The following is a 26,496-nucleotide window of genomic DNA, read 5'->3' as shown; positions in this document are numbered from 1 at the left end:
AAACAACAACGCCCCTTGAACGGGGCGTTATCGGCAATCCATGGCGGTGAGGGTATCAGGCGGGGGCGTTAAGCTGGGCCACCTGCCGCTCAATGCTTCCTTTGAGGTTGTCATCGAGCTTGAGGGCGCGTGCCAGCTCATCGAGATAGCCGCGTTCCATAAAGTGATCCACCTCGATGGCAAGCAGGGAGGCAAGATAGACCTCGGTGGCCAGCTCCATATCGGTCACTTCCCGCGCCAGCGCGTGGGGGTCGAGGGGACGGGCCAGTTCGGCGTCAATCCAGCGGGCGGCATCGCTCTGGCCCTGTTCGGTCAGGTACTCCTGAATCTTCTGGCGCTCGGCGCCATCGATATGGCCGTCGGCCCGGGCTGCGGCCACCATGGCGCGCACCAAGAGAGCCGAACGGGCATCCAGCGCATTACCTTCCAGAGTGCTGACGGGATAGGTCGGCTGGGCGGGCGCCGCCTGCTGGGCCTGCCAATCCTGATAGAGCTTGTAGGCCAGTCCGCCGAGGGCCGCAGCGCCGCCCACGGCCGCGGCCTTGCCGCCATATTTGCGCATCTTCTTGTTTCCCAGCAGCAGACCGAGCGCACCACCGGCCAGCGCCCCCTGCATCTGCCCCTTGCGCTTGTCTCCGCCTTCGTTGAGCCAGCCTTTGCCAGCCCCCAGCAACTGTTCCAGCATCTGTTTCATGGTGTCACTCCTGCGGGTCAAAAAAGTGAAATCGGGATGAATAGAGCCAGATAGTGACCCCGCCCCCCTGAATCGGGGATGAACCCTTGACCGGGCAGGCCGATGGGGCAAAGCTCAGGGAAACTCTTCAGGCAATAAGGATGTGACTGTGCCCAATCGCGAACTGACCCTGCAATTTCTGGCCGAACCCTCTGACGTCAATTTCGGCGGCAAAGTGCATGGCGGCATGGTGATGAAGTGGATCGATCAGGCGGGCTATGCCTGCGCCGCGGGCTGGTGCGGCGGCTATGCGGTGACCGTCTATGTGGGGGGGATCCGCTTTTTGCGCCCCATCCAGATTGGCCAGCTGGTCGAGGTGCACGCCCAGGTGATCCACACCGGCACCACCAGCATGCATCTGGCGGTGGATGTCTACAGCCGCCATCCCACCGAGAGCGAGCGCCACAAGACCACCCACTGCATCATCATCTTCGTGGCGATGGATGAGCAGGGCAAACCGACCCCGGTGCCTCAGTGGCAGCCGGTGAGCGAGAGCGATCTGCAGTTGCAGCAGTACGCCAAAAAGCTCATCGCCCTGCGCGAGGAGATCGACAAGGAGATGCGCCAGCACCTCTGACCCTGATGCCTCACAGCCCGACAGAGCGGGCGCTTTCGGCCAACGGCGGCGCCCCTGTATAATCCCCCCTCTTCCCGCAACCGGAACTCTGCCCATGTCACTGGAAACTGCCCCGCCCGAGGTAAAACTCGCGGTGGATCTGATTGAACTGCTGGAAACCAATGAGCTGGCCCCCGAGCTGGTGCTGGCGGCGCTGGCCATCGTAAAAAATGACTACGAGCGCAAGCTGGCGGAGGGGAAGGATCACTGATCCCTCCCCGCACTTTTTCTGCCTTATCTTGCCGACGTCAGTTTTTCCCCACAGAAGTTTTTCACCACATAGCCACTCACTGCGGCCCCATCACCTCGTCACAGAGGGCGATCAGGGCCGAACTCAAGCGGGTGAGCGGTTCGCTCCCGCTTACCCCGGCATGGAGGGCCAGCTCCACCGGCGCCACCCTGGGCCACTGGGTCAGGGCCAGCTGATCGGCGGGCATCAGCCGTTTGGGTAGCAAGCTCACGCCAATGCCCGCACTCACCGCCCCCTGCAAGCTGGCGAGACTAGCGCTGACATAGGCAATGCGCCAACGCCGCCCCAGACCATCGAGCGCCTCGGTCATCTGGCGCCGATAGAGCCCTTCGCTCGGGAACACCACCAGCGGCAGCGGATCCCGTTCCCGTGCGGGCCAGTCGCGACTGTCGACCCACACCAGCGGCTCATGCCAGCTGGCGAGGGGTGCCCCCTGCCCGCGCGTCTGCTTGACCAGCGCCAGATCCAGCTCCCCCGCCTCGAAGCGCTGCCAGATGTGGTGGCTCAGGCCGCTCTCCACCTCCAGCCGCACCTCGGGGTAGTCGCGGGCAAAGGCGGCCAGCACCGGGGTGATGGCGCCCGCGGCAAAATCCTCCGGCACCCCGAGGCTAAGGGACACGCTCCCTTCCGTCACTTGTTCTTCTGCCTGCGCCAGCAGCGCCAGAATGCGGCGGGCCAGCCCCAGCAATTTTTCCCCCTCCGCCGTCGCCACCACCTGACGGCCAGCGCGATCCAGCAGCGGGCAGCCGAGCTGCTGCTCAAGGCGGCGGATCTGCTGGCTGATGGTGGATTGGGTCAGATGGACCCGTTCACCGGCGCGGGTAAAGCTGCCGGTGTCGATAATGGCGACAAAACTGCGCAGTAACAGGGGATCCAGCATGGGATACTCCATTTACAAAACCACTGAACCCCATTCTATCATTTAATTTCCAAATGACTTTCGCCCCCGCTAGGCTGGCGCTTTTGCCTCCTTTGACGGTGATCTGCCATGTTCAGCCCCGATGACTCCGCGTCCCGAATGCCCCCTGTTTCTCCCAGAACCGGAAACAGCACCCGATGAATCAACGAAATGCGGATCATCCCGCAGGCCAGACTGCCCTGCTGGTGCTGGTGATCCTGATTGGCCTGAACCTGCGCCCCTTTCTTACCGCCATCGGCCCGCTGGCCCAAGCCATTGACCAGCGTCTGTCGCTGGGGATGGACACCCTCGCCTGGCTTACCCTGTTGCCGCTCTGGCTGATCGGGATTGGCGTGCTGCTCACCCCCAGCCTGCGTCGGCGCGCCAGTGCGTGCCAACTGCTGGGGGCCGCCCTGCTGCTACTCGGCATTGGCAGCGCTATGCGCTTCGATGCCCAAAGCGGTGCCTTGCTGATCGCCAGCGCGGCGCTTTGTGGATTGGGGTCGGCACTGGTGCAGGGAGTGCTGCCCGCGCTGATCAAGCAGGCCTTCGCCCGCAAGGTGCCGCTGGTGATGGGGATCTTCTCCGCCTGCATGATGGGGGGCGGGGCGCTGGGGGCCAGTCTCACGCCACGGCTGGCGGCGAGCCTCGACTGGTCGCAGGCACTGGCACTCTGGAGCCTGCCGGTGCTGCTGGCCCTCGTCTGGCTAGGGTGGAAAGTGCGTCTGCCACGGGCCGCCGCGGTCGCAATCCCCCACGGCGAGCAGCGGCTGATCACCCTGCCCCGCAGCTGGTTGCTGATCGTCTGCTTTGGCATCATCAACAGCGGCTACGGCATCGTAGTGGCCTGGCTGGCCCCCGCCTATATGGCGCAGGGATGGAGCCCCGCGCAGGCGGGCGAACTGGTCGCCTGGCTGGCACTGGCGCAGACGGCGAGCGGCCTCGGCCTGCCGCTGCTGGCCGCCCGCAAGATGGATCGGCGGCCATGGATGGCGCTGGCAATTGCCATGCAGCTGGCGGGATTTGGCGGTCTCTGGCTGGCGCCAGCCATTGCTCCCATTCTCTGGTGCATGCTGTGCGGTGCCGGTCTTGGCGGCAGTTTTTCGCTCATCATGGTGATTGCGCTCGATCACCTGCCAGACCCGCGCCGCGCCGGAACCCTGAGCGCCCTGATGCAGGGCTTCGGCTTTATGCTGGCAGCCACCGGCCTCTGGGTGGCGGCGCGGCTCTATCACTGTGTGGGCGACTTTGCGGCCGCCTGGCAGTGGCAACTGGGGGGCTTGCTGCTGATGAGCCTGCTGGTAGTGCGCCTCGACCCGCGCCACTACCCCCGAGTCATGGGGTTACCGACCGCCAGCGAGCCATCCCTTTCGGCACCTCTCCCAACCAGCTCTGCGGCCCAAAGCAACACACCGGCCTGAGGCCGGTGTGTTGGGGATGACAAGGTAGGCTGACGCCGCTCAGGGGAGCAACTCAGCGCCCCTTCTTCTGCCGTCCGGTGTTAGCGGTGCGCGGCTTGCCAGCGGCCGGTTTACCACCCTTGGGTGCCCCTTTGCCAGCACTGCCCTTGTTGGCGGCACCTTTGCCCGCGCCACCCTTGCCCACCGGCAGCTTCTTCTCGAAGGCTTCCGGGCCCGGCACATTGGGACGCCCGCCAATCTCGTGATCGTCATCGCGGCGCGGCTTCTTGCCCTGCCCCGGTTTGGCGCCTTGCGCCGCAGGGGCCTTGGCAACCTTGGGTTTGTCGCCTTTGGCCGGTTTCACCTCGGAGGAGGAGTCCTCAATCAGCTTGAACAGATCGATCAGCTCGTCGTCGGTGAGATCGCGCCACTCGCCTACCGGCAGCCCCTTGAGGCTAACGTTCATGATGCGGATGCGCTCCAGCTTGGTCACTTCAAAACCGAAGTGCTCGCACATGCGGCGGATCTGGCGGTTAAGCCCCTGCACCAGGGTGATGCGAAAGACAAACGGCGCCTCTTTCTTCACCTTGCACTTCTTGGTCACAGTACCCAGGATCGGCACCCCGGCCGCCATGCCGCGCACAAACTCGTCGGTCACCGGCTTGTCGACGGTCACCAGATACTCTTTCTCGTGATCGTTGCCCGCCCGCAGGATCTTGTTGACCAGATCGCCGTGGTTGGTGAGGAAAATCAGCCCCTGCGAATCCTTGTCGAGCCGCCCGATGGGGAAGACCCGGGTGCTGTGGTTGACGAAATCGACGATATTGTCCTTCTCGCCCGCCTCTGTGGTACTGACGATGCCCACCGGCTTGTTGAGGGCGATCAGCACCAGACTGTCCGCCTCGCGCGGCTCGATCACCTGACCGTTCACCTTGACCAGATCGCCAACCTGCACCTGATCGCCGATCCCGGCCCGCTTGCCGTTGATAAAGACGTGGCCCTGCTCGATAAAGCGGTCGGCCTCGCGGCGCGAGCAGATGCCGCTCTCGCTGATGTATTTGTTCAGGCGCATGGATTCGTTAGCCAGCATGGGGCACCTGCCACAGGTTCTGGGCCGCGCCCGGTTGTGCCATCGCCTGTTCCGGCTGCGCCGGGGAGGCTGTTTGCTGCATCAGCCAATTCACTACGTCAAAGTTCTGCATACCATTCCATCTTCAAAAAAGGCCAATGCCAGCTTATCCATCAAAAAACGCCGCTACAGTAGCATAATTGCCCCCTTTCAGGGGCAGATAGTTGCAAGGTCGCAGCGCCCAAGCGGGCATCTGCGAACAAGTTCACGCCGCCAGATGGCCCGCGATGCAGCCTTTGAACAACCAGCCTGATGCCAACGGCGGGGTCTGGTGCCAACGACCAGCGTGGCCGAACGCCATCAACTATACATATCACCTTGTTTCCATTAGGCTTTAAGCCGGTTGGCTGCGCCCAATGTGCTGCGCCAAACTCGCCCGCCCAGAGGCGGCCCCACCCCTATCGCCAAGGATTGCACCATGCTGGCTCACACTCGCCGCCTTGTTCGCCGTGCTCTGCTGACCCTGTTGCTGCTGTTGCTGACCGCATGGGCGGTGATCGCCTACTTCGCCTGGCAGGCAGCGCCGCTGCAGCTGTGGCATACAGTGGTGCCCCCCGAACTCAGTGCCGATGAGCTCGACAGCAGCGACTGGCAAGCCTATCTGGCCCGCGAGGCAGAGCTGTTCGAGCTGGTGGCCACCGAGGTAGTCGCCAAAACGCCGCCGGAGCAGCAACTGGCCAGCAATCGCTACTATCAGGACGCCCCCATCAATCCCGCCCGCTTTCAGCAGAACTGGAACCGCTCCTACCTGCTGCGCCCCGAGGGGGAAGTCAAAGGGGTGGCGGTGCTGCTGCACGGCCTGACCGACTCGCCCTACAGCCTGCGCCATCTGGCCAGACGCTATCAGCAGCAGGGCTTTATCGCGCTGGGGCTGAGGATCCCCGGCCACGGCACCGTGCCCGCTGGCCTCGTGGATGTGGATTGGGAGACCTGGCTGGCCGCCACCCGACTGGCGGTGCGGGAGGCCAGATTGCTGGCACCGGGCAAGCGGCCGCTGCATCTCGTGGGCTTTTCCAACGGCGGCGCGCTGGCGGTAAAATATGCGCTCGATGCGCTGGCCGACCCGAGCGGCACGCTGGCAAAACCGGATCGGCTGGTGCTGATCTCCCCGATGATCGGGGTGACCCGCTTTGCCCGCTTCGCCGGGCTAAAGGCCGTACCTGCCCTGCTGCCCGCCTTTGCCAACGCCGCCTGGCTCGACACCATGCCGGAGTTCAACCCGTTCAAGTACAACTCGTTCCCGGTCAACGGGGCGAGCCAGTCCTACCGCCTGACTCACGCCATCCAGCAGCAGGTGCGCCAGCTGGCCGCCGGTGGCGAGCTGGCGGCATTTCCCCCCGCCCTCACCTTCCAGTCGGTGATGGACTACACCGTCAGCACCCGCTCCATCATTGCCGATCTCTACCACTACCTGCCGGCTAACGGCAGCGAACTGGTGCTGTTTGATATCAACCGCAGCACCCTGTTTGGCCCGCTGATGAGCTCGGCCTCCGAGCTGGCGCTGCACCGCTTGCTGCCAAACGCCCCCGGGCACTATCGCCTCACCGTGGTGGGCAATGTCGAGCCCATCTCCCCCGCGACGCAGGCCAGAACGCTGGCCAGCGCAGACCAGCCTGAGCAGCTCCGCCCGCTGGGTATCGATTATCCCAAGGAGATCTACTCCCTCTCCCATGTGGCGCTCCCCTTCCCGATGGACGATCCCCTCTATGGCATGGCAGCGCGCCCGGAGCAGCGGGAGCAATACGGCATCAATCTCGGCGGTCTGGCCCTGCGCGGCGAGCGCGGCGTGCTGATCGTCAACCCCGGCGCCCTTACTCGCACCTCTTCCAACCCCTTCTACCCCTATCTGCAGCAGCGGGTGATGGAGACCCTCACCGCCCCTCCCGTGGCTCGTCCTGCCGCCGTAACCCCAGCCAGCAGCGGTCAACCTGATGCGGCCTATCAGGCCGAGCTGGAGCAGTTTTTACAGGAGAGCGATGAGAGCAGCTCGCCTTTCTAGGGCGTCTCTGCCAGAGCGGCTAACGGTGCTTGGCGTGATAGCGATACAAGAAAGGGGCCGTCAATTGACGGCCCCTTTCTGCTGGAGATGGCGATGGGACTGATGGCTTGGTGGGCTCAGGGATAGATGCTCACTTCTATCAGGTTCCGGTCTGGGTCGAGGAAGTAGACTGATTCTATCGGCCCGCAGGCGCCGCTTTTGGTCACCGGCCCCTCGACAATCTCCACCCCGTGGCAGGCAAGCTGGGCCATCACCTGCTCCAGCGGCCAGCGGGTGATAAGGCAGACATCCCCCGACCCCACCTGCGCCCGGTTGCGCGGCTCCTGCCCCAACAGTTGCAGATTGATCTTCTGGTTGCCAAACCCTACCGCCCGGCGCCCCGCACCGAAGGTAATGGCCTCCATATTGAGCACCGAACTGTAAAACGCCACGGCCCGTTCGATATCACTGACCGTCAATACCAGATGGTCGATATGGCTGATCATGGTTACCTCCTGGTGGTGATCTGGCTGATGTGACCGGCATATACCCGCAAACATCCGACTGTCGTCGCCACGGCGGGCAACCCCATCTTACCCGGCAAGAGAGAGCCCATGTGTGCCGTGACGCGCAAAGCGAGCGCAAATGATGATGTAATTTTTAAGGGGTGTTCAGTTGGGCGTTGCAATGGCTGCTGTTGTCGCGTTTGGCTAACTCTTCACTGGCATTAATGCTTCTGGAGTCATCACAATGAGCGGGATGGCCAGCGCCTGACTCAACCGCTCCGCCAGTTCGTAGGCAGGGCCGATGGTGTCGTAGTCTGCCACACAGGTTGCCAAGGCACAGCCGTTGCTCTCTTCGACTCGCAAGTAAACGCTGTAGCCTTGAACGGTCAGACCGCTGTCACGCACCACCTGTATCTCACCTTCCTGATTGATGGCCTCCAGTTCAACCGCTACCGGTTTCTTGAACATCTGTACTCCTCAGTCACTGCAGATAGTGGCAGTAATAAAGCCCAGCATGGGGTAAGAAAAAAATGCTGCCACATCTTGAATCTGTGAGCCACGTGAAAAAATTAATAATACGGGCTCCATAACCAAATATGCCACCGATAATAACATGCTGATTTAGATGAAAAAAATGATATTATCTCTTTCTTCTATAGACAATGTTCGAGGCTCGTGCGTGATGCAACAATGCGGTATTTATGAACAGCTCATTACTCAACTGCTGACATCTCGACTCGACCGCGAGCACTTTTACGTAGGGGAACGCCAGCTTGAACCTGCCGAAGCGGCAGTTTGGTTATCCAGATTTCTGAGCCGGGTTTTGGAATATGCGGTGGGCTCGGTAACTGGAGAGGATCAGCTGCAACGGCAGATCAAGCTGGCTAACCAGTTATTGCTTTGGCTAAAGGATCGCACCCAAGACCCAGACTTTATTAGCGAGCACCTCATCGATAGTCAGGGAAAAATTCTGACAGCGCTCTACCAGTTGGATAACCCCATCTCCGCCAATTTAAAACAATATGCCGAGGATATTTTCCCTCTGACAGGTCTCACTCAGAGCGAACTGTTTTGTGGCAGCAATGCGGGTTTGTCGATGGAGTCGGAGATTAAACGGGAAATATTATCGGCAGATAGCATCTGCTGGCTGGTCTCATTTATCAAATGGGCAGGTATCCGGATTTTCCGTCATGAGCTGGAAGAGTTCACTCGCAGCGGCCGCCAATTAAAAGTAATTACTACCTCTTATATGGGGGCGACCGACGCCAAGGCAGTTGAATTTTTAGCCAGCCTCCCAAATACCGAAGTCAAACTCAGCTATAACACCCAGCGCGAGCGGTTGCATGCCAAGAGCTATCTCTTTTGCCGAAATACCGGCTTTCATACCGGCTATATAGGTTCCTCCAATCTCTCTCACTCTGCCCTCACTAGCGGCTTGGAGTGGAACCTAAAAATCACCTCGCAAGAGATCCCTCATATTATCGAGAAATCCCTAAGTACCTTTGAAACCTATTGGGAATCCGATGATTTTGAGCTGTTTGATGGCAAGCTCGAAAGCCGTACAAAATTGCAGCATGCACTGCAAGAGGCCCGTGGGGATGGGGACAAAAATAGCCCTGCCTATTTCTTTGATATCACGCCGTTTCCCCATCAACTGGAGATCCTTGAACAATTGGCGATGGAGCGCGCTTTACACCAGCGCTTCCGTAACTTGGTGGTTGCGGCCACTGGTACAGGGAAAACCCTGATCTCCGCTTTTGATTTTGCGCGTTTTCTGAAAACCAAACCCGACGCCAAGTTCCTGTTTGTCGCCCACAAAGAGGAGATCTTGCGCCAAGCATTAGCCTCGTACCGCGGTGTGCTCAAGCAATCCAATTTTGGCGAACTCTTGGTCGGCGGCGCCGTGCCAACCCACTACCGTCAACTATTTGCCTCGGTGCAATCCTTGAATAACCAGCTGGCTAATTTACGTCTTAGCCCAGATTATTTCGATTACATCGTCATTGATGAGGTTCACCATATTGCGGCGGCCAGTTATCGCGGTCTGCTCGCCGCCTTTGAACCTCACATTCTGTTAGGATTAACCGCAACGCCAGAGCGCCATGATGGCGGTGATATTCTTGCCGACTTTTGTGGTGTCATCGCAGCAGAGATCCGCTTGCCCGAGGCTATCAATCGTCGCCATCTCTGTCCGTTCCAATATTTTGGTATCGATGATGATACTGACTTGCGCCAAGTGGCTTGGAAAAATGGCCGTTATGACATCACTGAGCTCACCAATATCTATACCCACAATCAGCAGCGGGTACAGAAAATCGTCCAGAGCCTCAATGAGATCGTCACCGATATTACCAAGATCAAAGCACTGGCATTTTGTGTGAGCCGTGAACATGCCGATTTTATGCGCAAGGCCTTTTTATTGAAGGGCATCAAGGCTGATATTCTCACCAGCGATAATCGAGACGAGCGGCATAGTAAACAACAAGATTTGCGCACTGGGGTTATCAATATTCTCTGCGTGGTGGACATCTTCAACGAAGGGGTTGATATCCCGGAAGTCGATACCTTGCTGTTTTTACGACCAACGGAAAGTCTCACCATCTTCTTACAGCAATTAGGGCGCGGCCTGCGGCTGGCGAGCGATAAAGAGTGCTGCACCGTGTTGGACTTTGTTGGCAATGCCCGTGTTGAGTATGACTTTGCCCAGAAATTCCGGGCACTGGTGGGCAAAACCAACAAGGCGATCAGCCACGAGATCAAACAGGGCTTCCCTCACGCCCCCTTGGGTTGCCGCATCGAGCTCTCAAAACAGACCCAAGAGTTAATTCTGAGCAATATCAAGAAGGCGACTCTCAATACCTCGCGCCTTATGGGCCTGATCCGCCGTTTCTCACAGGATTGCGATTTACCTCTGACACTAGCGAACTTTTTGAAGCTCTACCCTCACATTAGCCTTGAGGAGATCTACAAGCGCGGCAATTGGAGCGCCTTGGTCAAACAGGCCCACAACCATACCATTTCTGAAATGAGCGATGAAAAGCTGTCGACTCTCTACACCCGGGCCATCAAAACCCGGCTATTGGGCTGCGATGCGCTCCATTACTTGAACTTCTTACAAACCTTGGTGGCAGACGCATTTACCTTAACGGCCGAGCACGATGCACGCATGGCCTTGATGTGCCATTACGACTTCTGGCAACAGAGCGGCCCCACTGCTGGCTTTAGCTCCTTGGCGCACAGCCTGAAACAACTCAATCAACCTGAATTAAGGGCCGAGCTGGCAGATCTGTTGCCCATGCTGATCAACCGGGTGCAGCACGAACAAAGCGCCATGCCAAACCTTCCCGGTAATCCACTGCAGCTGCATGCCCGTTATGCCAGAGAGCAGGTGCTGGTTGGCTTTGGCGCGACTACCTTCGCGCAGCAACCCACTGCTCGCGAAGGGGTCTATGTCATCGCAGAGCAACATATCGAGTTGCTGTTCGTGACCTTGAACAAAACGGAACAGCACTTCTCCCCCACCACCCGTTATCACGACTACGCCATCAACGAGTCGCTGTTTCATTGGCAGAGCCAAAACAGCGCTCGCCCAGAACGGGGTAAGGGGCTGAGTTACATAAACCACAGAGCAGAAGGTAAGCGCTTGTTTCTGTTCGTCCGCGAGCAGAGCAAAGATGAATTTGGCCGCACCCTTGGCTTTGTGAACTTTGGTGAGGTGGAGTACGTATCCCACACAGGCAGCCAACCGATGAACATAAAATGGCGTCTCACTACTCCGATGCCGCCATTTATGTGGAAAGAGGCCGCCAAACTGGCTGTTGGTTAGTAAGGCTTCTCACCCGGTGGGGATATGACGCAAAACCCACCGGATTCTCGCCCAAAACCCCGGCTAAATTATCCAGTTGCATAATAACCATGCGGCCTTGCGGTTGTTTAACTGGCCCTAACGTCAGATAATACCGCCCGCCTTCAAACCCCGATAACCCGACTTTCAGTGACGGTAATTGATGACTGAGTACCTGCTTTTATTGATCGGCACCGTGCTGGTTAACAACTTCGTGCTGGTGAAATTCCTCGGCCTCTGCCCCTTTATGGGGGTCTCCGGCAAGCTGGAAACCGCCATCGGCATGGGGCTGGCGACCACCTTCGTGATGACCCTCGCCAGTGCCAGCTCCTATCTGGTGGAGCACTATATCCTGCTGCCGCTGGATATCGCCTATCTGCGCACCCTCGCCTTTATTCTGGTGATCGCCGTGGTGGTGCAGTTTACCGAGATGGTGGTGCGCAAGAGCAGCCCGACCCTCTATCGCCTGCTGGGGATCTTCCTGCCCCTCATCACCACCAACTGCGCGGTGCTCGGGGTGGCGCTGCTCAGCATCAATGAGCGACACGACTTTATCCAGAGCGTGATCTACGGCTTTGGCGCCGCCACCGGCTTCTCGCTGGTGTTGATCCTGTTTGCCGCCATGCGCGAGCGTCTGGTCGCCGCCGATGTGCCCGCGCCGTTTCGCGGGGTGTCGATTGCCATGATCACCGCCGGTCTGATGTCGCTGGCCTTTATGGGCTTTACCGGCCTTATCAAGATATAACCATGATCCATATTCTCTTTGCCATTCTGGTGCTCACCCTGCTGGCGCTGGCGTTCGGGATTATCCTGGGCTTTGCCGCCGTCAAGTTTCATGTGGAAGCAGACCCCATCGTCGACCAGCTCGATGCCCTGCTACCCCAGACCCAGTGTGGCCAGTGCGGCTATCCCGGCTGCAAACCCTACGCCGAGGCACTCGCCAACGGCGATCAGATCAACAAGTGCGTACCCGGTGGCGAGGCCACCATGCGCAAGATTGCCGATCTGATGGGGGTCGAGCCCCAGCCACTGGGGGGCAGTGACGAGGCCGCAGTGCCAGTCAAGAAGGTCGCCTTTATCCACGAAGATCAGTGCATCGGCTGCACCAAGTGCATTCAGGCCTGCCCGGTGGATGCCATCGTCGGCGCCACCAAGGCGATGCATACCGTGATTGCCAACGAGTGCACCGGTTGCGATCTCTGTGTCGATCCCTGCCCGACCGACTGCATCGAGATGATCCCGGTGCCCACCACGGTCGATAACTGGAAGTGGGATCTCAATAACGTGCATGTTCCGGGCAAGATTCCGGTCAAGATAGTGGAATAAACAGCGGAGCAACCATGCATTCCTTACTCGAACGTATCAAAGCCGGCACGCTCTGGGACTTTCACGGTGGCATTCACCCCGCCGACAACAAGCTGCAATCAAGCCAGAGCCCGGTGGTAGACGCCGGTCTGCCACCGCGCCTCATCATTCCGCTGCGCCAGCACGCAGGCCCCGCCGGCGATCTGCTGGTGCAGGTGGGCGACAAGGTCAAAAAAGGGCAGCCGCTGACCCGTTATGCCAAGGGGCGGGTCGTCCCTGTCCATGCCTCCACCTCCGGCACCATCACCGAGATTGGCAACCACACGGTTGCCCACCCCTCCGGGCTCGGCGATCTCTGCGTCATTCTCACCCCGGATGGGGAAGATGAGTGGGGCGAGCGCAATGGCAAAGCCGATTACTGGAATCTGGAGCGGGGCGAGCTGCTCGAGCGCATCCAGCAGGCAGGGGTCGCGGGCCTTGGCGGCGCCGTGTTCCCCACTCACAGCAAGCTCGACGGCCGCGGCCAGCTCACCGAGATCCTGATCGTCAACGGGCTGGAGTGCGAACCCTACATCACCACCGATGATCGGTTGATGCAGCAGTACGCCGACGAGATCATGGATGGCATCCGGGTGCTCAAGCACCTGCTCAAACCGAAACTCACCCTGATCGGGGTAGAAGACAACAAGCCCGAGGCGATCGAGCAGCTGACCCGGCACGCCACCGATGAAGATGTGCTGGTCAAGACGGTGCCGACCAAGTACCCCTCGGGTGGTGCCAAGCAGACCATCGAGCTGCTGACCGGCCGTCAGGTGCCCAAAGGCGGCCGCGCGGTCGATATCGGCATCATGGTGCTTAACGTGGCCACCGTGTTTGCCATCAAGCGCGCCATTATCGACGGCGAGCCGCTGATCGAGCGGATCGTCACCCTCACCGGCGACAGCTTCAAAAAGCCCGGCAACGCCTGGGTGCGCCTCGGTACGCCGGTGCGCTGGCTGTTGCAGCGTTTCGAGCTGCAACCGGAAGCGGAGCAGCGGGTGATCATGGGGGGCCCCATGATGGGCTTTACCCTGCCCCACGCCATGGTGCCTGTGGTCAAGGCCACCAACTGCCTGCTGGCACCGACGCAAGCCGAACTGCCCGCCCCCGGCCCGGAGCAGCCCTGCATCCGTTGCAGCGCCTGCGCCGATGCCTGCCCGGCCACCCTGCTGCCGCAAGAGCTCTACTGGTACAGCCGGGCCAAGGAGTATGACAAGGCCGAGAAGCTCAACCTGATGGACTGCATCGAGTGTGGCGCCTGCGCCTGGGTCTGCCCGAGCGAGATCCCACTGGTGCAGTACTACAAGATCGCCAAAGACGACATTCGCGAAGCCCGTGCCGAGGCCGAAAAAGCCGAACGCGCCAAGCAGCGTTTCGAGGCCAAGCAGGCCCGCTTCGAGCGGGAGAAAGCGGCCCGCGAAGCGCGCCATGCCGAAGCCGCCGCCCAGCGCCGTCAAACCATGACGGCCGCAGGCGGCGAAGATCCGGTGGCAGCGGCACTGGCCCGCATCAAGGCCAAGCAGGATGCCCCCATCACAGCCATTACCGCCACCGCAGAGGGCTTGCCTGACAACAGTGCCGTGATTGCCGCCCGCGAAGCCCGCAAACGGGAAGCGGAAGCGCGCCGCGCCGCCAAGCTGGCGGAGAGCGCAAACAGCGACACTGCCGCTGCGGCGCAACCCGCCGAGGCGGTTGACCCCGCCAGCGATCCCAAGAAAGCAGCCATCGCCGCCGCACTGGCGCGCGCCAAGGCCAAGAAAGCCGCTCAGGCAGGCGAGAGCGCCGAGCCTGTGACTGCCGAAGCCGTTGCTGCGCCTGCGGTAGATGCTGATCAGCAAAAGGCAGAGGTTGATCCGAAAAAGGCAGCGATTGCCGCCGCCATTGCCCGTGCCAAAGCCAAAAAGGCCGAGGCCAGTGGCGAGCCGGTAAGCGCAGCCAACAGCGCAACAACCGACGCTGACACCCAAAGCGATACACCCGCAGATCCCAAGAAAGCGGCAATTGCTGCTGCCATCGCTCGTGCCAAGGCCAAAAAGCTGGCGCAGCAGGGCAACAGCGCTGAGGGCGACCTGACCGCAAATGCTGGCACCAGCGAATCCGCTGCAACCCAAAGCACTGCGCCATCTGCGGCCAGCGAAGCGGTCGATCCCAAGAAGGCCGCTATCGCCGCTGCCATTGCCCGCGCCAAGGCCAAAAAGCTGGCCCAGCAGGGCGAGAGTGCCGGTGCTGAAGGTGCGCAGAGTGAGCCAGCTGCCAGCGCACAGACCCGCGACATGACGCTAGCCAAGAGCGAAGTAACCACCAGCCACAGCGATACGGCTGCAAGTGAGGCGGTCGATCCCAAGAAGGCCGCTATCGCCGCAGCCATCGCCCGGGCCAAGGCCAAAAAGCTGGCGCAGCAGAGCGAGCGTATCAGTGCTGAGGTAGAGAGTGCCGGTACTCAGGTAGATAGAGCCGGAACTGAGGGTGAGCGCGCACCGACCGAGCCGATGCAAACCGATGCCGCCAGCAGTGAGCAACCACTTGCCGTCGCAGAGGCGCCTGAAGCGAGCGCCCCTGCGGCTGATGCCCCGGTTGATCCGAAAAAAGCGGCCATTGCAGCCGCCGTGGCCCGCGCCAAGGCGAAGAAGCTGGCGGCCGAGGCGGCCAGAGCTGCAGAGACCGCCGCTGAAGATGCCCCGTCAGCCGACCGAACAACCACAAGGTAATCGACAGACTCATGTTCAATATTGCGACTGCGCCGTTTGCCCATAACCGCAAACAGACCCGAACCCTGATGCTGCTGGTGATCCTGGCCTGCGTGCCGGGCTTGCTGGCTCAGACCTGGTTCTTCGGCTGGGGCTCCTTTATCCAGATCCTGCTGGCGTTGGTGACAGCGCTGCTGTGCGAGGCGCTGGTGCTCAAGCTCCGTGGCCGCGCCATCAAGCCTGCCCTGATGGATGGCAGTGCGGCGCTCACCGCCGTGCTGATCGGTCTCTCCCTGCCGCCGCTGCTGCCGTGGTGGATGCTGGTGGTGGGCACGGCCTTTGCCATCATTGTCGCCAAACACCTTTACGGCGGACTGGGCCAGAACCTGTTCAACCCGGCCATGGTCGCCTATGTGCTGCTGCTGGTCTCCTTCCCGGTGCAGATGACCAGCTGGCTGCCGCCGGAGAGCGTGCGCGCCTACAGCCTCGGCTTTGGTGATGCGGCGTCGGTGATCTTCACCGGCTTTAGCCTCGACGGCTATAGCATGGCCCAGCTCAAGCAGGGGGTGGATGGTCTCACCATGGCGACCCCCCTCGATACCCTGAAAACCGGCCTGACTCAGGGGCTCACCACCGGCGAGATCCTGAGCGGCCCGCTGTTCGAGGGTTGGGGCGGCATCGGCTGGAGCTGGGTCAACCTCGGCTACCTGCTGGGCGGCCTCTTCCTGCTGCAACAGAAGGTGATCAACTGGCGCATTCCCACCGCCATTCTCGGTGCCCTGCTGGCGGCCTCCACCATCGGCTATCTGGTGAGCCCGGATGCGACTGCCACGCCGATGTTCCATCTATTCAGCGGCGCCACCATGCTGGGAGCCTTCTTTATCGCCACCGATCCGGTCAGCGCCTGCACCACGCCGCGCGGCCGACTGGTCTATGGCGTGCTGATCGGGGTGCTGGTCTACATCATTCGCCGCTTTGGCGGCTATCCCGATGCGTTCGCCTTTGCCGTGCTGCTGGCCAACCTCTGCGTACCCTTTATTGACAGCCTGACTCGCCCGAAAGTGTATGGAGCCCGTCGCCAATGATGTTTCTGCCCTTTTCCACCATCACAGCTGACGGAGCCCGGACATGTTAAAGAGCATGCGCAAGAACGGCCTTATTCTGGCGATGTTCGCGCTGGGCTGTACCGCGCTGGTGGTACTGACCAACGAGCTGACCAAGGATAAAATCGCCCACCAGCAGCAGCTGGAGAAGCAGCAGACCCTCTCGGTATTGCTGCCGGAGGGGAGCTATGACAACGATCTGGTGGCCAGCTGCAAGCAAGTCACCAGCAGGAAGTATCTGGGCAGCGATCAGCCGCAAGCCCTCTATACCGCCAGCAAGAATGGCGTGGTGACCGGCTATGCATTGGAGGCGATTGCGCCGGATGGCTATAGCGGGGCGATCCGCATCGTGGCGGGTTTTGATGCCAAGGGCACCATCACAGCCGTGCGCGTGCTCGCTCACAACGAGACCCCGGGCCTGGGTGACAAGATCGAGCTGAAGAAATCGGACTGGATCAACAGCTTTGCCGGAAAATTCCTGACCCATGACAACGAGCCCCAGTGGGCGGTGAAGAAGGATGGCGGCGAGTTTGATGCCTTTACCGGCGCCACCATCACCCCGCGAGCCGTGGTCAAGGCGGTGAAGAACCTGCTGAAACTGCAGCAGGAGCAACCCGAACTGCTCAGCAACGCCCCGGCTTGTCCGGCGGCGAACTAACGGAGTCGAGCCATCATGAAACAGATGGAACAGATTGAAACGGGCGCAACCCCGATTGCCGAGCTGGAAAGCCGCAAGGGCGAGCTCAAGGAGCTGATGAGTCAGGGGCTGTGGAAGAACAACCCCTCGCTGGTGCAGGTGCTGGGGCTCTGCCCGACCCTCGCCGTCTCCTCCACCTTTACCAATGCGCTGGGGCTGGGCCTTGCCACCATGGCGGTGCTGGTCTGCTCCAACCTCGCCGTCTCGCTGGTGCGCAACTGGGTGCCGAAGGATATTCGCATCCCGGTCTATGTGATGATCATCGCCTCGCTGGTGACCAGCGTGCAGCTGCTGATGAACGCCTACACCTATGGCCTCTATCAGGCACTCGGCATCTTTATCGCCCTGATCGTCACCAACTGCGTCATCATCGGCCGCGCCGAGGCCTATGCCTCCAAGAACCCGCCGCTGTTGGCGGCCCTCGACGGCCTGATGATGGGCCTTGGCTTTACTCTGGTGCTGCTGGTACTGGGCGGCATGCGCGAGATCATCGGCATGGGCACCCTGTTTGATGGCGCCGAGCTGCTGCTGGGCGAGTGGGCCAAATCCCTGCGCATCGAGCTGTTCCACGCCGATGCCAGCCTGCTGCTGGCGATTTTGCCGCCGGGCGGCTTTATCGGGCTGGGACTGTTGATCGCCGCCAAGAACGCCATCAACGACTGGCGGGACCGCAAACAAGCAGCCACAGTGGCCCACTGCAACGTTGCCCCGGCTCGCGTCCGGGCGACCGAACTATGATCGGACGCAAGGCATGAACAACCAGAAACGCAGAGAGATCCTCGAGCGACTGCGGGAAAACAACCCCCACCCCACCACAGAGCTCAACTTCAACTCGCCATTCGAGCTACTGATCGCCGTGCTGCTCTCGGCGCAGGCGACCGATGTCAGCGTCAACAAGGCGACCGACAAGCTCTATCCGGTGGCCAACACCCCACAGGCGATGCTGGATCTCGGGGTCGAGGGGCTCAAGAGCTACATCAAGACCATTGGCCTCTTCAACACCAAGGCCGAGAACGTCATCAAGACCTGCGCCATCCTGCTGGAGCGCCATGGCGGCGAGGTGCCGGAGAACCGCGAAGCGCTGGAAGCCCTGCCGGGCGTCGGCCGCAAGACCGCCAACGTGGTGCTCAACACCGCCTTTGGCTGGCCCACCATCGCCGTCGATACCCATATCTTCCGGGTATCGAACCGCACCGGCTTTGCGGTGGGCAAGAATGTGGATCAGGTGGAGGAGAAGCTGCTTAAAGTGGTGCCCGCCGAATTCAAGCTGGATGTCCACCACTGGCTCATCCTGCACGGGCGTTACACCTGTCTGGCTCGCAAGCCCCGCTGTGGTTCCTGTATCATCGAGGACTTGTGCGAGTACAAAGAGAAGGTCTATCCCGACAGCTGATAGCCTCGCAACCGAGATTGAAAGCAGTACACATCACCAACCCGGAGAACTGAGCAATGAGAATTCTGCATACCATGCTGCGTGTCGGCGATCTGCAACGCTCCATCGACTTCTACACCCGCGTCCTTGGCATGAAGCTGCTGCGCAAGAGCGAGAACAGCGAGTACAAGTACACCCTGGCTTTCGTCGGTTACGGTGACGAGAAGGATGAAGCGGTGATCGAGCTGACCTACAACTGGGGGGTGAGCGAGTACGAACTGGGCTCAGCCTATGGCCACATCGCGCTGGAAGCGGACGACATCTACGCCACTTGCGACGCCCTGCGTGCCGCCGGAGCCAAGATCACCCGCGAGCCGGGCCCGGTCAAGGGCGGTACCACCGTCATCGCCTTCGTCGAAGATCCGGACGGTTACAAGATTGAACTGATCGCCAAGAAAGATGCCGGTACTGGCCTGGGTGACAGCTTCTAAGCTATCCGACTCCCGCTGCCGAATGGCAGGATCACAAAAGAGCGCAGATGCGCTCTTTTTTTGTGCTTCTCTGACCGGGGACCGTGCTAGATCTCGCCATTACGCCCCATGCTGATCACCACCCGCCGGTTCTTGGCACGTCCCTGTTCGGTTTCGTTGGAGGCGACGTGCTGCTTCTCGCCATGCCCCTCCACCGAGATCTTGCCGGGATCGATCCCCAGATCGACAAACACCTTCTTGATGGCATCGGCCCGCTTCTCGGAGAGTTTCAGGTTCGGCCAGCGGCCGCCATAGCTATCGCTGTAGGCGTCGATCACCACCACGTCGATGCTCTTGTCCGCCTTGATAAACTCGCTGATCATCGCCAGCCGCCGCTTGGAGGGGATGGAGAGCTGATCGCTGTTCTTGTCATAGGTGAGCACGCTAAAGGCGATATCGTTGAAGCTGTAGGGCAACAGCCCGCTCAGACAGTCGATAAAAGCCTGATATTTGACCCGAAAGTTGACTGACGACAGCGATACACGCACCGCGCGGTTCTGGCGATACCAGTCCCGATACTGGAAGGTCGGCATGCGCCCCCCCTCCAGCTCGTCGAGCATGGTCCAGGCGGTTTGCCCCTCCACCAGCCCATCGAACTGCTGATAGAAGCGCAGCTGGCTAACTTCTCGCCCGGCTATTCCCGGGCGCCATACCGGCGGCATGATGCCAAGGCTCACCGTCTGGGTCTGGGCCTGCGGTCGCTTGCCCTTAAGCTCGAAGTCGAGATTGATCTTGCGCCCGGCACGACTGACAAAAGCCCCCGTTCCCCAGTTGGGAATAGGATGCTCGAGGCGACACTCAATCTGGGTATCGGAGGTCAAACGCCAGACGGATTGATCCAGACCGGCACCAAATTCGGTGACCCCAGCCTGTAACTGCATACTCACGGATATGCTGACCAACCCCAACACCCAAGCGTTCAATTGCTTGTCCTCCACACGATCTCACAAGAGATATCGGCGGCAAGAGGCCAAGCTTTAGCGACAAACTGCAAAGGCGTGCCGTTGGTGTGGCAAAGGCTTGCCCCTCAGCGGCAACCGACCGCAAGCGACGCCTATTCCCCCCTCTTAGCTCCGTGCCAACCGGCAGGAAGCTCGCTACAGTAAAATCAGGGCAACCAGAAGCCGATTATCGGGAACCAAACTCATGCACCGCTCTTGCTCCTCTTTATTGCAGATGTTGTTGCCAATGCTGCTGGCGCTATCCGGCGGCGCCGTCAAGGCCGCAACACAGGATCAGGAGTGGGCACAGGAGCGCGCCAATGCGGTGCTCTCGCTGATGACCTTCACCGTGGTGCCCGACATCACCGCCAGCAACCTCGATATCGGCAGCGGCACCAATCAATCTGCTGCCCTCAACATGACCCAGATCGGCGGCGGTGCCACCATAAGTGAAGCCGTGCCCATCTATTTGGAAGGGGCGATCGGCTTTAGCCGCTACGATCCCCAGTTTGTGGTGAGCAACGGCACCGAGAGCCGCACCCTCCCGACCAAATGGAACAGCCTGACCGCCTCTGGCGGGATCGGCTGGGATATCGCCCTCCATGAAGACCCGCGCGGTGGCCACTGGGTACTGCGCCCCATCGCCAACGTCTCGCTCGGTACCATGGCCAGCGATCTGCGGATCGGCAACTGGCTGCTGGAGCGTACCAAGGGCTACTCGCTGGATTTTCTCGATGGTGGGCAGCTCAATATGTACGGACTGGGAGGCTCGCTGATGCTCGACTACGAGCTCTTTTCAAAGGTACAGGATATCGATATCGAAGTGCGCTACTCCTACCAGCACCTGCAGAGCTTTGGCGGTACCTCGACCAGCGTCCGTGGTCACGCCGAGGCGGAGAACCTCGGTCTCTATCTGCGCCGCCGGGCCCCGCTGTTTGACTGGACACTGCTCGACAGACCGGTGCGCTATGTACTGGAGGGGGCCCATACCGCATATCTGGGGGAGCAGAGGGGGTTGCTTGGCTTTGACTCCCTCAACTCTATCGGCGCCGGTCTGGAGCTGGATAGCAGCAAGTACGACATCATAGTCACCCGTACCCGGCTGGTTGCCCGCTATATGTTCAGCCACAACACCAGCGGTTATTCCATCGGGTTGGCCATGAGTTTCTGAGTCGTTATTTTTGCCTGCCAAAAGTGGGCAATCCTCAGGAAAAGTACATTAACACTCCAGATAATCATGCCTCTATTGATGGAGGGTTTATTTATTCTGTCCTTTTCATATGCCTCACCACCCAGTCATATCAGGTAAAAATATCCACCTGCTGGCAGGCCCATTTTGCCACCCTCGTACACCGAATATTGAAGTTTTTATCTGTATATTTACGGTGCGCAATGGCTGATTGGCCCTTGATATCGCCAGCCTGTGCCCGCTTACAACAGAAAAAAAACAAACGCCCGACATCACAGACCAATGGCCAACTTTATCGATGCCCATAAGAAACCAACCCGGAGGTCCCCCATCTTTTACCCAGTGACCTGAGATGCACCTAACCCATTGTTTTAAATGATTTATAGTTTTTCATATTTTATGAACTCAATTAATCCTGTTTTATTTTACTTACATCACCCGACTGCTAAATTTGGCGTCATCCCGGCAGGACGAGGCGCACTGAAACGACCGACTGCGGGCTACCGATAACAGGTGTGCAATGGGCACAGAAATAACGTTCAGGCATAGCAACCGTTATTTTGACGACATCACACTTGCTGATCCTTGTTGATTTGAGGTTATCTGATGAAAAAAACGCTGCTTGCTCTCTCTGTATTGGTCATAACCGGAACCGCATATGCAGGGGTGCCTGATTTATCCGCTAGCTGTCCTGGACATATTAATCTTCGCGTCGAAGATGGCACGGCTTATATCAATAACCAGCAAGTTCCGCTTAAAAAAGTGAATTCAAATTTCTACGAGGCGAGCAAGGGGCGCACCACCCTCTCCATGGTGAAAAATGGCGACTGGGGCATCACCTATTTTGTCAAAAATGGCGACAGCGGCGCCTGCCAGCTCAATGACGATGAGAACAATGACGACGGCGATGATGAGAGCGCCAGCAGCGGTGCCTACAACGGCAGCACTGCGCAAACCAAGGTTGCCGAGAACGCCTGCATGAACGCCGTCGCCAGAAAAGCGGGCATCAGCCGCAGCAAACTGACCCTCGACTATGTGGCCGACTCCCAGGCGGGGATGATGATTGATATCAAGGGGCCCCATGACCGGCTCTGGCACTGCCTCACCGACGCCCGCGGCCATATTTATGGCATCAATCAGGACTGATTTCGAGCCACGGCTCAACAGGGCCCACACCTACCGTGGGGGCTCCACCCCTTATCCATTGCAATTATTTGATACAGGTAAATGAAGATGAAATCCAAACAGACTCTGCTCAATGTCACCCTCGGTTGCCTGCTGGCGGTCGGTATCTCCGGCTGCGCCGTGGCCAAAACCCATCACGGCCACAAGACCCATGCCCAAGCGCACGCGCAGGAAGGGGCCGTGCAGTATGGCGACGAGAGCCCGTGGGCTGGCAACTATAAAGCGGTTACTGACGATGGCCGCACCGTGGCCGAAATTCACGTCGATACCACAGGGGAGACCTATATCGATGGCAATCAGGTCAAACCAAGTCACAGCGGCAGCGACTACCTGAAATTCAAGCAGGAGACCATCACTTACACCCTGCGCAAAAGCGGCGCCAGCTGGAAAGACAGCGATGCCGGCACCAGCGGCCGCATCCTGTTCGATTGATAACCCCGACACCGGCCTTGCCAGACACCAAGCCCCGCCAAGGGGCTTTTTTGCACCTGCGATTTACCATCAACCACAGCCCGCCCCGAAAAATCCAGCCTTGTCACAGAGTTAGTGCAATCTGTCACATATTCCTGTTGATGAAATTGTTAGGATGGTTCAGTTCGGCGCCCAATTGTCCGCATGAAACCATGATGTCGATTGCCAGCCGCAGTGGCTGGGTGATCACGGCGCCTGGAATGAAAATGACCTGCCGAACGCCAGCCAAGTATTTGCGCCACCAGTTACACCACAGGGATAGAGATTTTTGCCATGGCCAAGTTTTTGAATACCAGCGCAACCAACTACTTTCTGGAAGAACTTATCAAAGATGCCAAAGATCGTCTGATCCTGATCAGCCCCTTCCTCAAGCTCAACGACAGGATCAAGGAGCTGCTCACCGACAAGAACCGCCTCAAGATCGATGTGCGGATCGTCTATGGCAAAAGCGAGCTGCAACCAGAAGAGATCAGCTGGCTCAAAGAGCTCACCTATATCCGCACCAGCTTTTGCAAAAACCTCCATGCCAAGTGCTATCTCAATGAAGAGATGTGCATTGTCACCAGCCTCAATCTCTACGAGTTCAGTCAGGTCAATAACAACGAGATGGGGGTATTGATCCAACGCTCGGAAGATCATGACCTTTACCGTGATGCCTATGATGAAGCCCAACGGATTATCCGGGTTAGCGAAGAGGTTCGCATCACGTTGGAGCGCGTCGCAAGCAACAGTGACGAGCATGATACCTCGACCGCCAATACAGCTCCGGCACCAGCTTGTCCCAAATGCGGTACCCCTATGGTATTGCGTATCAGCAAGCGGGGGGACACCAAGGGCAATAGCTTCTGGGGCTGTCCCGGCTATCCACAATGCCGCAGCTTGCTCCCTATTGAGAACTAAGCATCGAATTAAAAATCACTTGCTCCTGAACAGATCACTAAATTCATAAATTTAAAATAAGGATGTTGTATGCCAGAGTTAGCTATCTCAGATTTCACTAATATCGCTGTTGCAACGGGCTCACCTAAAAACACAAAACTTAGACAGATCGCTCTTAGAGGTGACTACGCACACTATAAAGATTATTACTTGCAACTTAGAACAGCTATAAAGTCACTTTTTAGCCAAAAGAGACACATTTCATACCTGATTGATATATCACGAAGGCAAAAGGACTCTAGTAAAAAAATAAAATTTGAACGCCTCGCTCAAAATTTTATTCAATGGCAGTCAGGTAAGAAAATTGATGTTTATGCATCATTGCGCGAGTCCTTCGTTTTTAATAGTACAACTATTCATTGTAACCCCGAGCTAAGCGCATTAATAAATGGGGTTAGAACTCATGTCAAGCTCCATTTCACCGAGACACAGAGAATGACAAAGGAGCGAGCGGACTACATCTGCTATTTAATGCATGAAGCAATTCAAGAGGTTGGTGCGGAATATATCGTTCTTGATTTACATTCAGGCCAAGAGTTCAGACTTACCTCTAACAGAGACAGAATGGAGGAAAAAGTGTGTCAGGAAATATTATGGATTGAGCAGAACTGGCCTATTTAACTCTTCGAGGATTATTCATGAAATGTGCACTGTTCTATGATTTTGATGGAACCTTGGCTGAAGGTGATTGCGCCCAGCATGGGGTTATGCCCGAATTAGAGATAACAGATATTCCTGAATTTTGGGCTAGTGTTAAGCGTAGAGCAAAGGACGATGACGGCGATGAAATTTAAACCTATCTTGGCATGCTGGCAGAAAGGGCTCGCATGCTTAAATCTGATGTCCTTAGTACAGAAAAACTAATGATGCATGGACAATCTATCCCCCTATTCAGTGGCGTCGAGTCATGGTTTGACAGAATTGACAGGTTTGCAGAAAGTATTGACCTAGAATTAGAGCATTACATTATATCAAGCGGTCTTGATTCAATGATCAGAGGTACTTGCATTGGAAATAAATTTCGTGACATTTACGCTTGCAAGTATCACTACTCAGATGATAAGTATTACGCAACATGGCCAGCTCAAGCAATAAACTATACAACAAAGACCCAGTTTCTATTTAGAATAAACAAAGGGATACATAATTCTTGGGATAATGGAGAGGTAAACAAATTTATTTAACTTCAAGATAGAGATATCCCCTTCCAGAGGATGATATATCTTGGTGATGGTGATACAGACATTCCATCCATGAAGATGGTCAGATATCAAGGTGGTAGATCTATAGCAGTCTTTGATAACAAAAAATGGCCTTTGAAATCAACTCAAGACAAAGTTGAAAAACTCATTTCTGAAGAGAGAGCTGATTATGTTGTTCCTGCTCTGTATGATGAAGGTAGTCACCTAGATATTACTGTGAAAGGCTTGTTGAGGCTATTTAAAAGAAAGGGATAACTCTTAAATTATGTATTGATATAAATATGGGTGTATGGAGATGGTATTCACCTGACAGTCGCCCACAAAAGGGAGTGGTCATACGGCTTCAAACCGGATAACAAAACTGTACCCCTACCGTGTTATCCGGAGTCACCGTATGACCACCAACGAGAAAGTAGCACGTCGCAAACTCAGCCTGCTAGCGCTCGCCATAGAGCTCAATAACGTCAGCAAAGCCTGCAAGCTCATCGGCTACAGTCGTCAGCAGTTCTACGAAATTCGCCGTAATTACCAGACCTATGGTGCCGAGGGATTGCTCGACAAATTGCCCGGTTGTAAAGGGGCTCATCCCAATCGGGTTGCGCCCGAGATTGAACAGGCCATCCTCGATTACTCCCTCACCAGACCAGCTCATGGCCCGCTGCGAGTCGCGCAAAAACTGGTTCTGCAAGGCATCAACGTCAGTGCGGGCGGTGTGCGTGGCGTGTGGCAACGGCACGACTTGCTCTCCAAACACGACCGCTGGCTGCGCCTTGAGAAAACTCACCGTGAGCAGACCATTGAGCTCAATGACGAGCAAATTCGCCTGTTAGAGCGCTTCAGCCCCGAGTTTCGCGAACGCCAGATTGAGGTCCACTACACCGGGGAACTGGTGGCGGTCGACACCTTCTTCGTCGGCGCGCTCAAGGTGGTTGGTAAGGTGTATCTGCAAACCGTGCTGGACTGCTACAGTCGCCACGCCTGGGGACGGCTCTACACCAGCAAGCTGCCGGTGACCTCGGTTCATGTGCTCAATGAAACGGTGCTGCCGTTTTTCGAGGCCCACGAGGCGCGGGTCTATACCATCCTGTCGGACAACGGGCGCGAGTTCTGTGGGCGCCCTGACCACCATCCCTACGAGCTGTTCCTGCAACTGGAGGGGATTGAGCACCGAACCACCAAGGTGCGCAGACCGCAGAGCAACGGCTTTATCGAACGGCTGCATCGCACACTGCTGGATGAACACTTCCGCATCAAGGGGAGGACGACCTGGTATGAATCGGTAGAGCAGATGCAGACAGACCTGGATAGCTATCTGGTGCACTACAACACCCAGCGGCCACATCAGGGCAGGATGATGGAGGGTCAGACCCCCTACAGCATGTTCAAGAAGGGTCTGAAATTGATACCGAAGGAAGTGCGCACTAAAGTAGCGTAAACAAGACACCGGTTTGAGGCCGGTGTCAGGTGATAACTAGATCTGTA

The 26,496-nt window shown here is 58.1% G+C and carries 28 protein-coding genes; 21 read left to right on the top strand and 7 right to left on the bottom strand.

What is annotated here, in order from left to right:
- Positions 1–55: 55 nt before the first annotated feature.
- The gene (locus AB5Y67_RS01670; RefSeq protein WP_199428426.1) at positions 56–694 is read right to left on the bottom strand and encodes a tellurite resistance TerB family protein; all 639 of its coding nucleotides are present in this window, start codon (positions 692–694) and stop codon (positions 56–58) included.
- A gap of 148 nt (positions 695–842) precedes the next feature.
- Here AB5Y67_RS01670 and AB5Y67_RS01665 point away from each other — a divergent pair, with 148 nt between their 5' ends.
- Both AB5Y67_RS01665 and rsmS read left to right on the top strand, forming a co-directional pair.
- On the top strand, positions 843–1,310 hold the full coding sequence (locus tag AB5Y67_RS01665; protein ID WP_111899541.1) for an acyl-CoA thioesterase: 468 nt from the start codon (positions 843–845) through the stop codon (positions 1,308–1,310).
- A 94-nt stretch (positions 1,311–1,404) separates the two neighbouring features.
- Positions 1,405–1,560, top strand: coding sequence for a pleiotropic regulatory protein RsmS (gene rsmS / locus AB5Y67_RS01660; RefSeq protein ID WP_005337582.1), 156 nt, complete (start codon positions 1,405–1,407; stop codon positions 1,558–1,560).
- Positions 1,561–1,636: 76 nt separating this feature from the next.
- On the opposite strand, the gene AB5Y67_RS01655 is transcribed toward rsmS, so the two are convergent.
- Complete coding sequence (locus tag AB5Y67_RS01655) at positions 1,637–2,479, bottom strand: LysR family transcriptional regulator (RefSeq protein ID WP_199428427.1); 843 nt, start codon at positions 2,477–2,479, stop codon at positions 1,637–1,639.
- 176 nt (positions 2,480–2,655) lie between these two features.
- Here AB5Y67_RS01655 and AB5Y67_RS01650 point away from each other — a divergent pair, with 176 nt between their 5' ends.
- The gene (locus AB5Y67_RS01650) at positions 2,656–3,918 is read left to right on the top strand and encodes an MFS transporter (protein ID WP_325793721.1); all 1,263 of its coding nucleotides are present in this window, start codon (positions 2,656–2,658) and stop codon (positions 3,916–3,918) included.
- Positions 3,919–3,970: 52 nt separating this feature from the next.
- Here the strand turns inward: AB5Y67_RS01650 and rluF are convergent, their stop codons facing one another.
- Positions 3,971–4,987 carry a 23S rRNA pseudouridine(2604) synthase RluF gene (gene rluF / locus AB5Y67_RS01645; RefSeq protein ID WP_199428429.1) on the bottom strand — a complete coding sequence of 339 codons (1,017 nt, stop codon included), beginning with the start codon at positions 4,985–4,987 and terminating at the stop codon, positions 3,971–3,973.
- On the bottom strand, positions 4,977–5,099 hold the full coding sequence (locus AB5Y67_RS01640; RefSeq protein WP_258721269.1) for a hypothetical protein: 123 nt from the start codon (positions 5,097–5,099) through the stop codon (positions 4,977–4,979). The genes rluF and AB5Y67_RS01640 overlap by 11 nt, the downstream gene beginning before the upstream one ends.
- A 345-nt stretch (positions 5,100–5,444) precedes the next feature.
- Here AB5Y67_RS01640 and AB5Y67_RS01635 point away from each other — a divergent pair, with 345 nt between their 5' ends.
- A complete protein-coding gene (locus tag AB5Y67_RS01635) occupies positions 5,445–7,025 on the top strand; it encodes a carboxylesterase (RefSeq protein ID WP_199428430.1) in 1,581 nt (526 codons plus the stop codon).
- A 116-nt stretch (positions 7,026–7,141) separates the two neighbouring features.
- On the opposite strand, the gene AB5Y67_RS01630 is transcribed toward AB5Y67_RS01635, so the two are convergent.
- Positions 7,142–7,510 carry a VOC family protein gene (locus AB5Y67_RS01630; protein ID WP_199428431.1) on the bottom strand — a complete coding sequence of 123 codons (369 nt, stop codon included), beginning with the start codon at positions 7,508–7,510 and terminating at the stop codon, positions 7,142–7,144.
- 204 nt (positions 7,511–7,714) lie between these two features.
- Positions 7,715–7,978 carry a hypothetical protein gene (locus AB5Y67_RS01625; RefSeq protein ID WP_042056561.1) on the bottom strand — a complete coding sequence of 88 codons (264 nt, stop codon included), beginning with the start codon at positions 7,976–7,978 and terminating at the stop codon, positions 7,715–7,717.
- Between the two features lie 214 nt (positions 7,979–8,192).
- On the opposite strand from AB5Y67_RS01625, the gene AB5Y67_RS01620 reads away from it, so the two are divergent.
- From AB5Y67_RS01620 to gloA, 9 genes are all read left to right on the top strand, one after another.
- A complete protein-coding gene (locus AB5Y67_RS01620; protein ID WP_270817006.1) occupies positions 8,193–11,336 on the top strand; it encodes a DUF3427 domain-containing protein in 3,144 nt (1,047 codons plus the stop codon).
- Positions 11,337–11,517: 181 nt separating this feature from the next.
- On the top strand, positions 11,518–12,099 hold the full coding sequence (gene rsxA, locus AB5Y67_RS01615) for an electron transport complex subunit RsxA (protein ID WP_005337600.1): 582 nt from the start codon (positions 11,518–11,520) through the stop codon (positions 12,097–12,099).
- A gap of 2 nt (positions 12,100–12,101) precedes the next feature.
- Positions 12,102–12,680: an electron transport complex subunit RsxB gene (gene rsxB, locus AB5Y67_RS01610; RefSeq protein ID WP_005350799.1), complete on the top strand. Its 579-nt coding sequence runs from the start codon at positions 12,102–12,104 to the stop codon at positions 12,678–12,680.
- A gap of 14 nt (positions 12,681–12,694) precedes the next feature.
- Positions 12,695–15,406 carry an electron transport complex subunit RsxC gene (rsxC, locus tag AB5Y67_RS01605; protein ID WP_199428664.1) on the top strand — a complete coding sequence of 904 codons (2,712 nt, stop codon included), beginning with the start codon at positions 12,695–12,697 and terminating at the stop codon, positions 15,404–15,406.
- 11 nt (positions 15,407–15,417) lie between these two features.
- Positions 15,418–16,470: an electron transport complex subunit RsxD gene (gene rsxD, locus AB5Y67_RS01600; RefSeq protein ID WP_005337606.1), complete on the top strand. Its 1,053-nt coding sequence runs from the start codon at positions 15,418–15,420 to the stop codon at positions 16,468–16,470.
- A 43-nt stretch (positions 16,471–16,513) separates the two neighbouring features.
- Complete coding sequence (gene rsxG / locus AB5Y67_RS01595) at positions 16,514–17,146, top strand: electron transport complex subunit RsxG (protein ID WP_005359614.1); 633 nt, start codon at positions 16,514–16,516, stop codon at positions 17,144–17,146.
- Positions 17,147–17,170: 24 nt separating this feature from the next.
- Positions 17,171–17,923 (top strand): electron transport complex subunit E, encoded by a 753-nt coding sequence (locus AB5Y67_RS01590; RefSeq protein ID WP_040067956.1) that lies wholly within the window; start codon positions 17,171–17,173, stop codon positions 17,921–17,923.
- A 13-nt stretch (positions 17,924–17,936) separates the two neighbouring features.
- On the top strand, positions 17,937–18,578 hold the full coding sequence (gene nth / locus AB5Y67_RS01585) for an endonuclease III (protein WP_199428665.1): 642 nt from the start codon (positions 17,937–17,939) through the stop codon (positions 18,576–18,578).
- Positions 18,579–18,634: 56 nt separating this feature from the next.
- A complete protein-coding gene (gene gloA / locus AB5Y67_RS01580; protein WP_005347113.1) occupies positions 18,635–19,048 on the top strand; it encodes a lactoylglutathione lyase in 414 nt (137 codons plus the stop codon).
- Between the two features lie 86 nt (positions 19,049–19,134).
- Here gloA and AB5Y67_RS01575 read toward each other — a convergent pair whose 3' ends face one another.
- Positions 19,135–20,010 carry an OmpA family protein gene (locus AB5Y67_RS01575; protein ID WP_005337611.1) on the bottom strand — a complete coding sequence of 292 codons (876 nt, stop codon included), beginning with the start codon at positions 20,008–20,010 and terminating at the stop codon, positions 19,135–19,137.
- Positions 20,011–20,233: 223 nt separating this feature from the next.
- Here AB5Y67_RS01575 and AB5Y67_RS01570 point away from each other — a divergent pair, with 223 nt between their 5' ends.
- The 8 genes from AB5Y67_RS01570 (at position 20,234) to AB5Y67_RS01535 (ending at position 26,449) form a co-directional block, all read left to right on the top strand.
- A complete protein-coding gene (locus AB5Y67_RS01570; protein WP_199428666.1) occupies positions 20,234–21,199 on the top strand; it encodes an autotransporter domain-containing protein in 966 nt (321 codons plus the stop codon).
- A 624-nt stretch (positions 21,200–21,823) separates the two neighbouring features.
- Positions 21,824–22,363, top strand: coding sequence for a hypothetical protein (locus AB5Y67_RS01565; RefSeq protein ID WP_150388842.1), 540 nt, complete (start codon positions 21,824–21,826; stop codon positions 22,361–22,363).
- Positions 22,364–22,450: 87 nt separating this feature from the next.
- Positions 22,451–22,834: a hypothetical protein gene (locus AB5Y67_RS01560; RefSeq protein ID WP_005359606.1), complete on the top strand. Its 384-nt coding sequence runs from the start codon at positions 22,451–22,453 to the stop codon at positions 22,832–22,834.
- 312 nt (positions 22,835–23,146) lie between these two features.
- A complete protein-coding gene (locus tag AB5Y67_RS01555; RefSeq protein ID WP_021230635.1) occupies positions 23,147–23,773 on the top strand; it encodes a phospholipase D family protein in 627 nt (208 codons plus the stop codon).
- A 69-nt stretch (positions 23,774–23,842) separates the two neighbouring features.
- Complete coding sequence (locus tag AB5Y67_RS01550; RefSeq protein ID WP_150388841.1) at positions 23,843–24,433, top strand: hypothetical protein; 591 nt, start codon at positions 23,843–23,845, stop codon at positions 24,431–24,433.
- Positions 24,434–24,450: 17 nt separating this feature from the next.
- Positions 24,451–24,606: a hypothetical protein gene (locus AB5Y67_RS01545; RefSeq protein ID WP_199428667.1), complete on the top strand. Its 156-nt coding sequence runs from the start codon at positions 24,451–24,453 to the stop codon at positions 24,604–24,606.
- A gap of 459 nt (positions 24,607–25,065) precedes the next feature.
- Positions 25,066–25,269, top strand: a complete 204-nt coding sequence (locus AB5Y67_RS01540; protein ID WP_199428668.1) for a hypothetical protein — start codon at positions 25,066–25,068, stop codon at positions 25,267–25,269.
- A 139-nt stretch (positions 25,270–25,408) separates the two neighbouring features.
- Entirely contained in the window at positions 25,409–26,449 is a 1,041-nt protein-coding gene (locus AB5Y67_RS01535) for an IS481 family transposase (RefSeq protein ID WP_150388840.1), read from the top strand.
- Positions 26,450–26,496: the final 47 nt, after the last annotated feature.

The sequence above is a fragment of the Aeromonas sp. s12 genome, from assembly GCF_040907925.1.
In the GTDB taxonomy this organism is placed as follows: domain Bacteria; phylum Pseudomonadota; class Gammaproteobacteria; order Enterobacterales; family Aeromonadaceae; genus Aeromonas; species Aeromonas veronii.
Note: the sequence above shows the minus strand (reverse complement) of the source record. Positions and strands in the feature narration are given on the sequence as shown.

Coding starts and splice junctions, on each gene's coding strand:
- AB5Y67_RS01565 (WP_150388842.1), top strand. CDS start 21,824: ATGAAAAAAACGCTGCTTGCTCTCTCTGTATTGGTCATAACCGGAACC.
- AB5Y67_RS01640 (WP_258721269.1), bottom strand. CDS start 5,099: ATGCAGAACTTTGACGTAGTGAATTGGCTGATGCAGCAAACAGCCTCC.
- AB5Y67_RS01670 (WP_199428426.1), bottom strand. CDS start 694: ATGAAACAGATGCTGGAACAGTTGCTGGGGGCTGGCAAAGGCTGGCTC.
- AB5Y67_RS01650 (WP_325793721.1), top strand. CDS start 2,656: ATGAATCAACGAAATGCGGATCATCCCGCAGGCCAGACTGCCCTGCTG.
- AB5Y67_RS01635 (WP_199428430.1), top strand. CDS start 5,445: ATGCTGGCTCACACTCGCCGCCTTGTTCGCCGTGCTCTGCTGACCCTG.
- rsxG (WP_005359614.1), top strand. CDS start 16,514: ATGTTAAAGAGCATGCGCAAGAACGGCCTTATTCTGGCGATGTTCGCG.
- AB5Y67_RS01570 (WP_199428666.1), top strand. CDS start 20,234: ATGCACCGCTCTTGCTCCTCTTTATTGCAGATGTTGTTGCCAATGCTG.
- AB5Y67_RS01625 (WP_042056561.1), bottom strand. CDS start 7,978: ATGTTCAAGAAACCGGTAGCGGTTGAACTGGAGGCCATCAATCAGGAA.
- rsxC (WP_199428664.1), top strand. CDS start 12,695: ATGCATTCCTTACTCGAACGTATCAAAGCCGGCACGCTCTGGGACTTT.
- rsxB (WP_005350799.1), top strand. CDS start 12,102: ATGATCCATATTCTCTTTGCCATTCTGGTGCTCACCCTGCTGGCGCTG.
- AB5Y67_RS01560 (WP_005359606.1), top strand. CDS start 22,451: ATGAAATCCAAACAGACTCTGCTCAATGTCACCCTCGGTTGCCTGCTG.
- AB5Y67_RS01630 (WP_199428431.1), bottom strand. CDS start 7,510: ATGATCAGCCATATCGACCATCTGGTATTGACGGTCAGTGATATCGAA.
- AB5Y67_RS01550 (WP_150388841.1), top strand. CDS start 23,843: ATGCCAGAGTTAGCTATCTCAGATTTCACTAATATCGCTGTTGCAACG.
- AB5Y67_RS01620 (WP_270817006.1), top strand. CDS start 8,193: ATGCAACAATGCGGTATTTATGAACAGCTCATTACTCAACTGCTGACA.
- AB5Y67_RS01535 (WP_150388840.1), top strand. CDS start 25,409: ATGACCACCAACGAGAAAGTAGCACGTCGCAAACTCAGCCTGCTAGCG.
- AB5Y67_RS01590 (WP_040067956.1), top strand. CDS start 17,171: ATGGAACAGATTGAAACGGGCGCAACCCCGATTGCCGAGCTGGAAAGC.
- rsmS (WP_005337582.1), top strand. CDS start 1,405: ATGTCACTGGAAACTGCCCCGCCCGAGGTAAAACTCGCGGTGGATCTG.
- AB5Y67_RS01545 (WP_199428667.1), top strand. CDS start 24,451: ATGAAATGTGCACTGTTCTATGATTTTGATGGAACCTTGGCTGAAGGT.
- AB5Y67_RS01540 (WP_199428668.1), top strand. CDS start 25,066: ATGAAGATGGTCAGATATCAAGGTGGTAGATCTATAGCAGTCTTTGAT.
- nth (WP_199428665.1), top strand. CDS start 17,937: ATGAACAACCAGAAACGCAGAGAGATCCTCGAGCGACTGCGGGAAAAC.
- AB5Y67_RS01655 (WP_199428427.1), bottom strand. CDS start 2,479: ATGCTGGATCCCCTGTTACTGCGCAGTTTTGTCGCCATTATCGACACC.
- AB5Y67_RS01555 (WP_021230635.1), top strand. CDS start 23,147: ATGGCCAAGTTTTTGAATACCAGCGCAACCAACTACTTTCTGGAAGAA.
- rsxA (WP_005337600.1), top strand. CDS start 11,518: ATGACTGAGTACCTGCTTTTATTGATCGGCACCGTGCTGGTTAACAAC.
- rsxD (WP_005337606.1), top strand. CDS start 15,418: ATGTTCAATATTGCGACTGCGCCGTTTGCCCATAACCGCAAACAGACC.
- rluF (WP_199428429.1), bottom strand. CDS start 4,987: ATGCTGGCTAACGAATCCATGCGCCTGAACAAATACATCAGCGAGAGC.
- gloA (WP_005347113.1), top strand. CDS start 18,635: ATGAGAATTCTGCATACCATGCTGCGTGTCGGCGATCTGCAACGCTCC.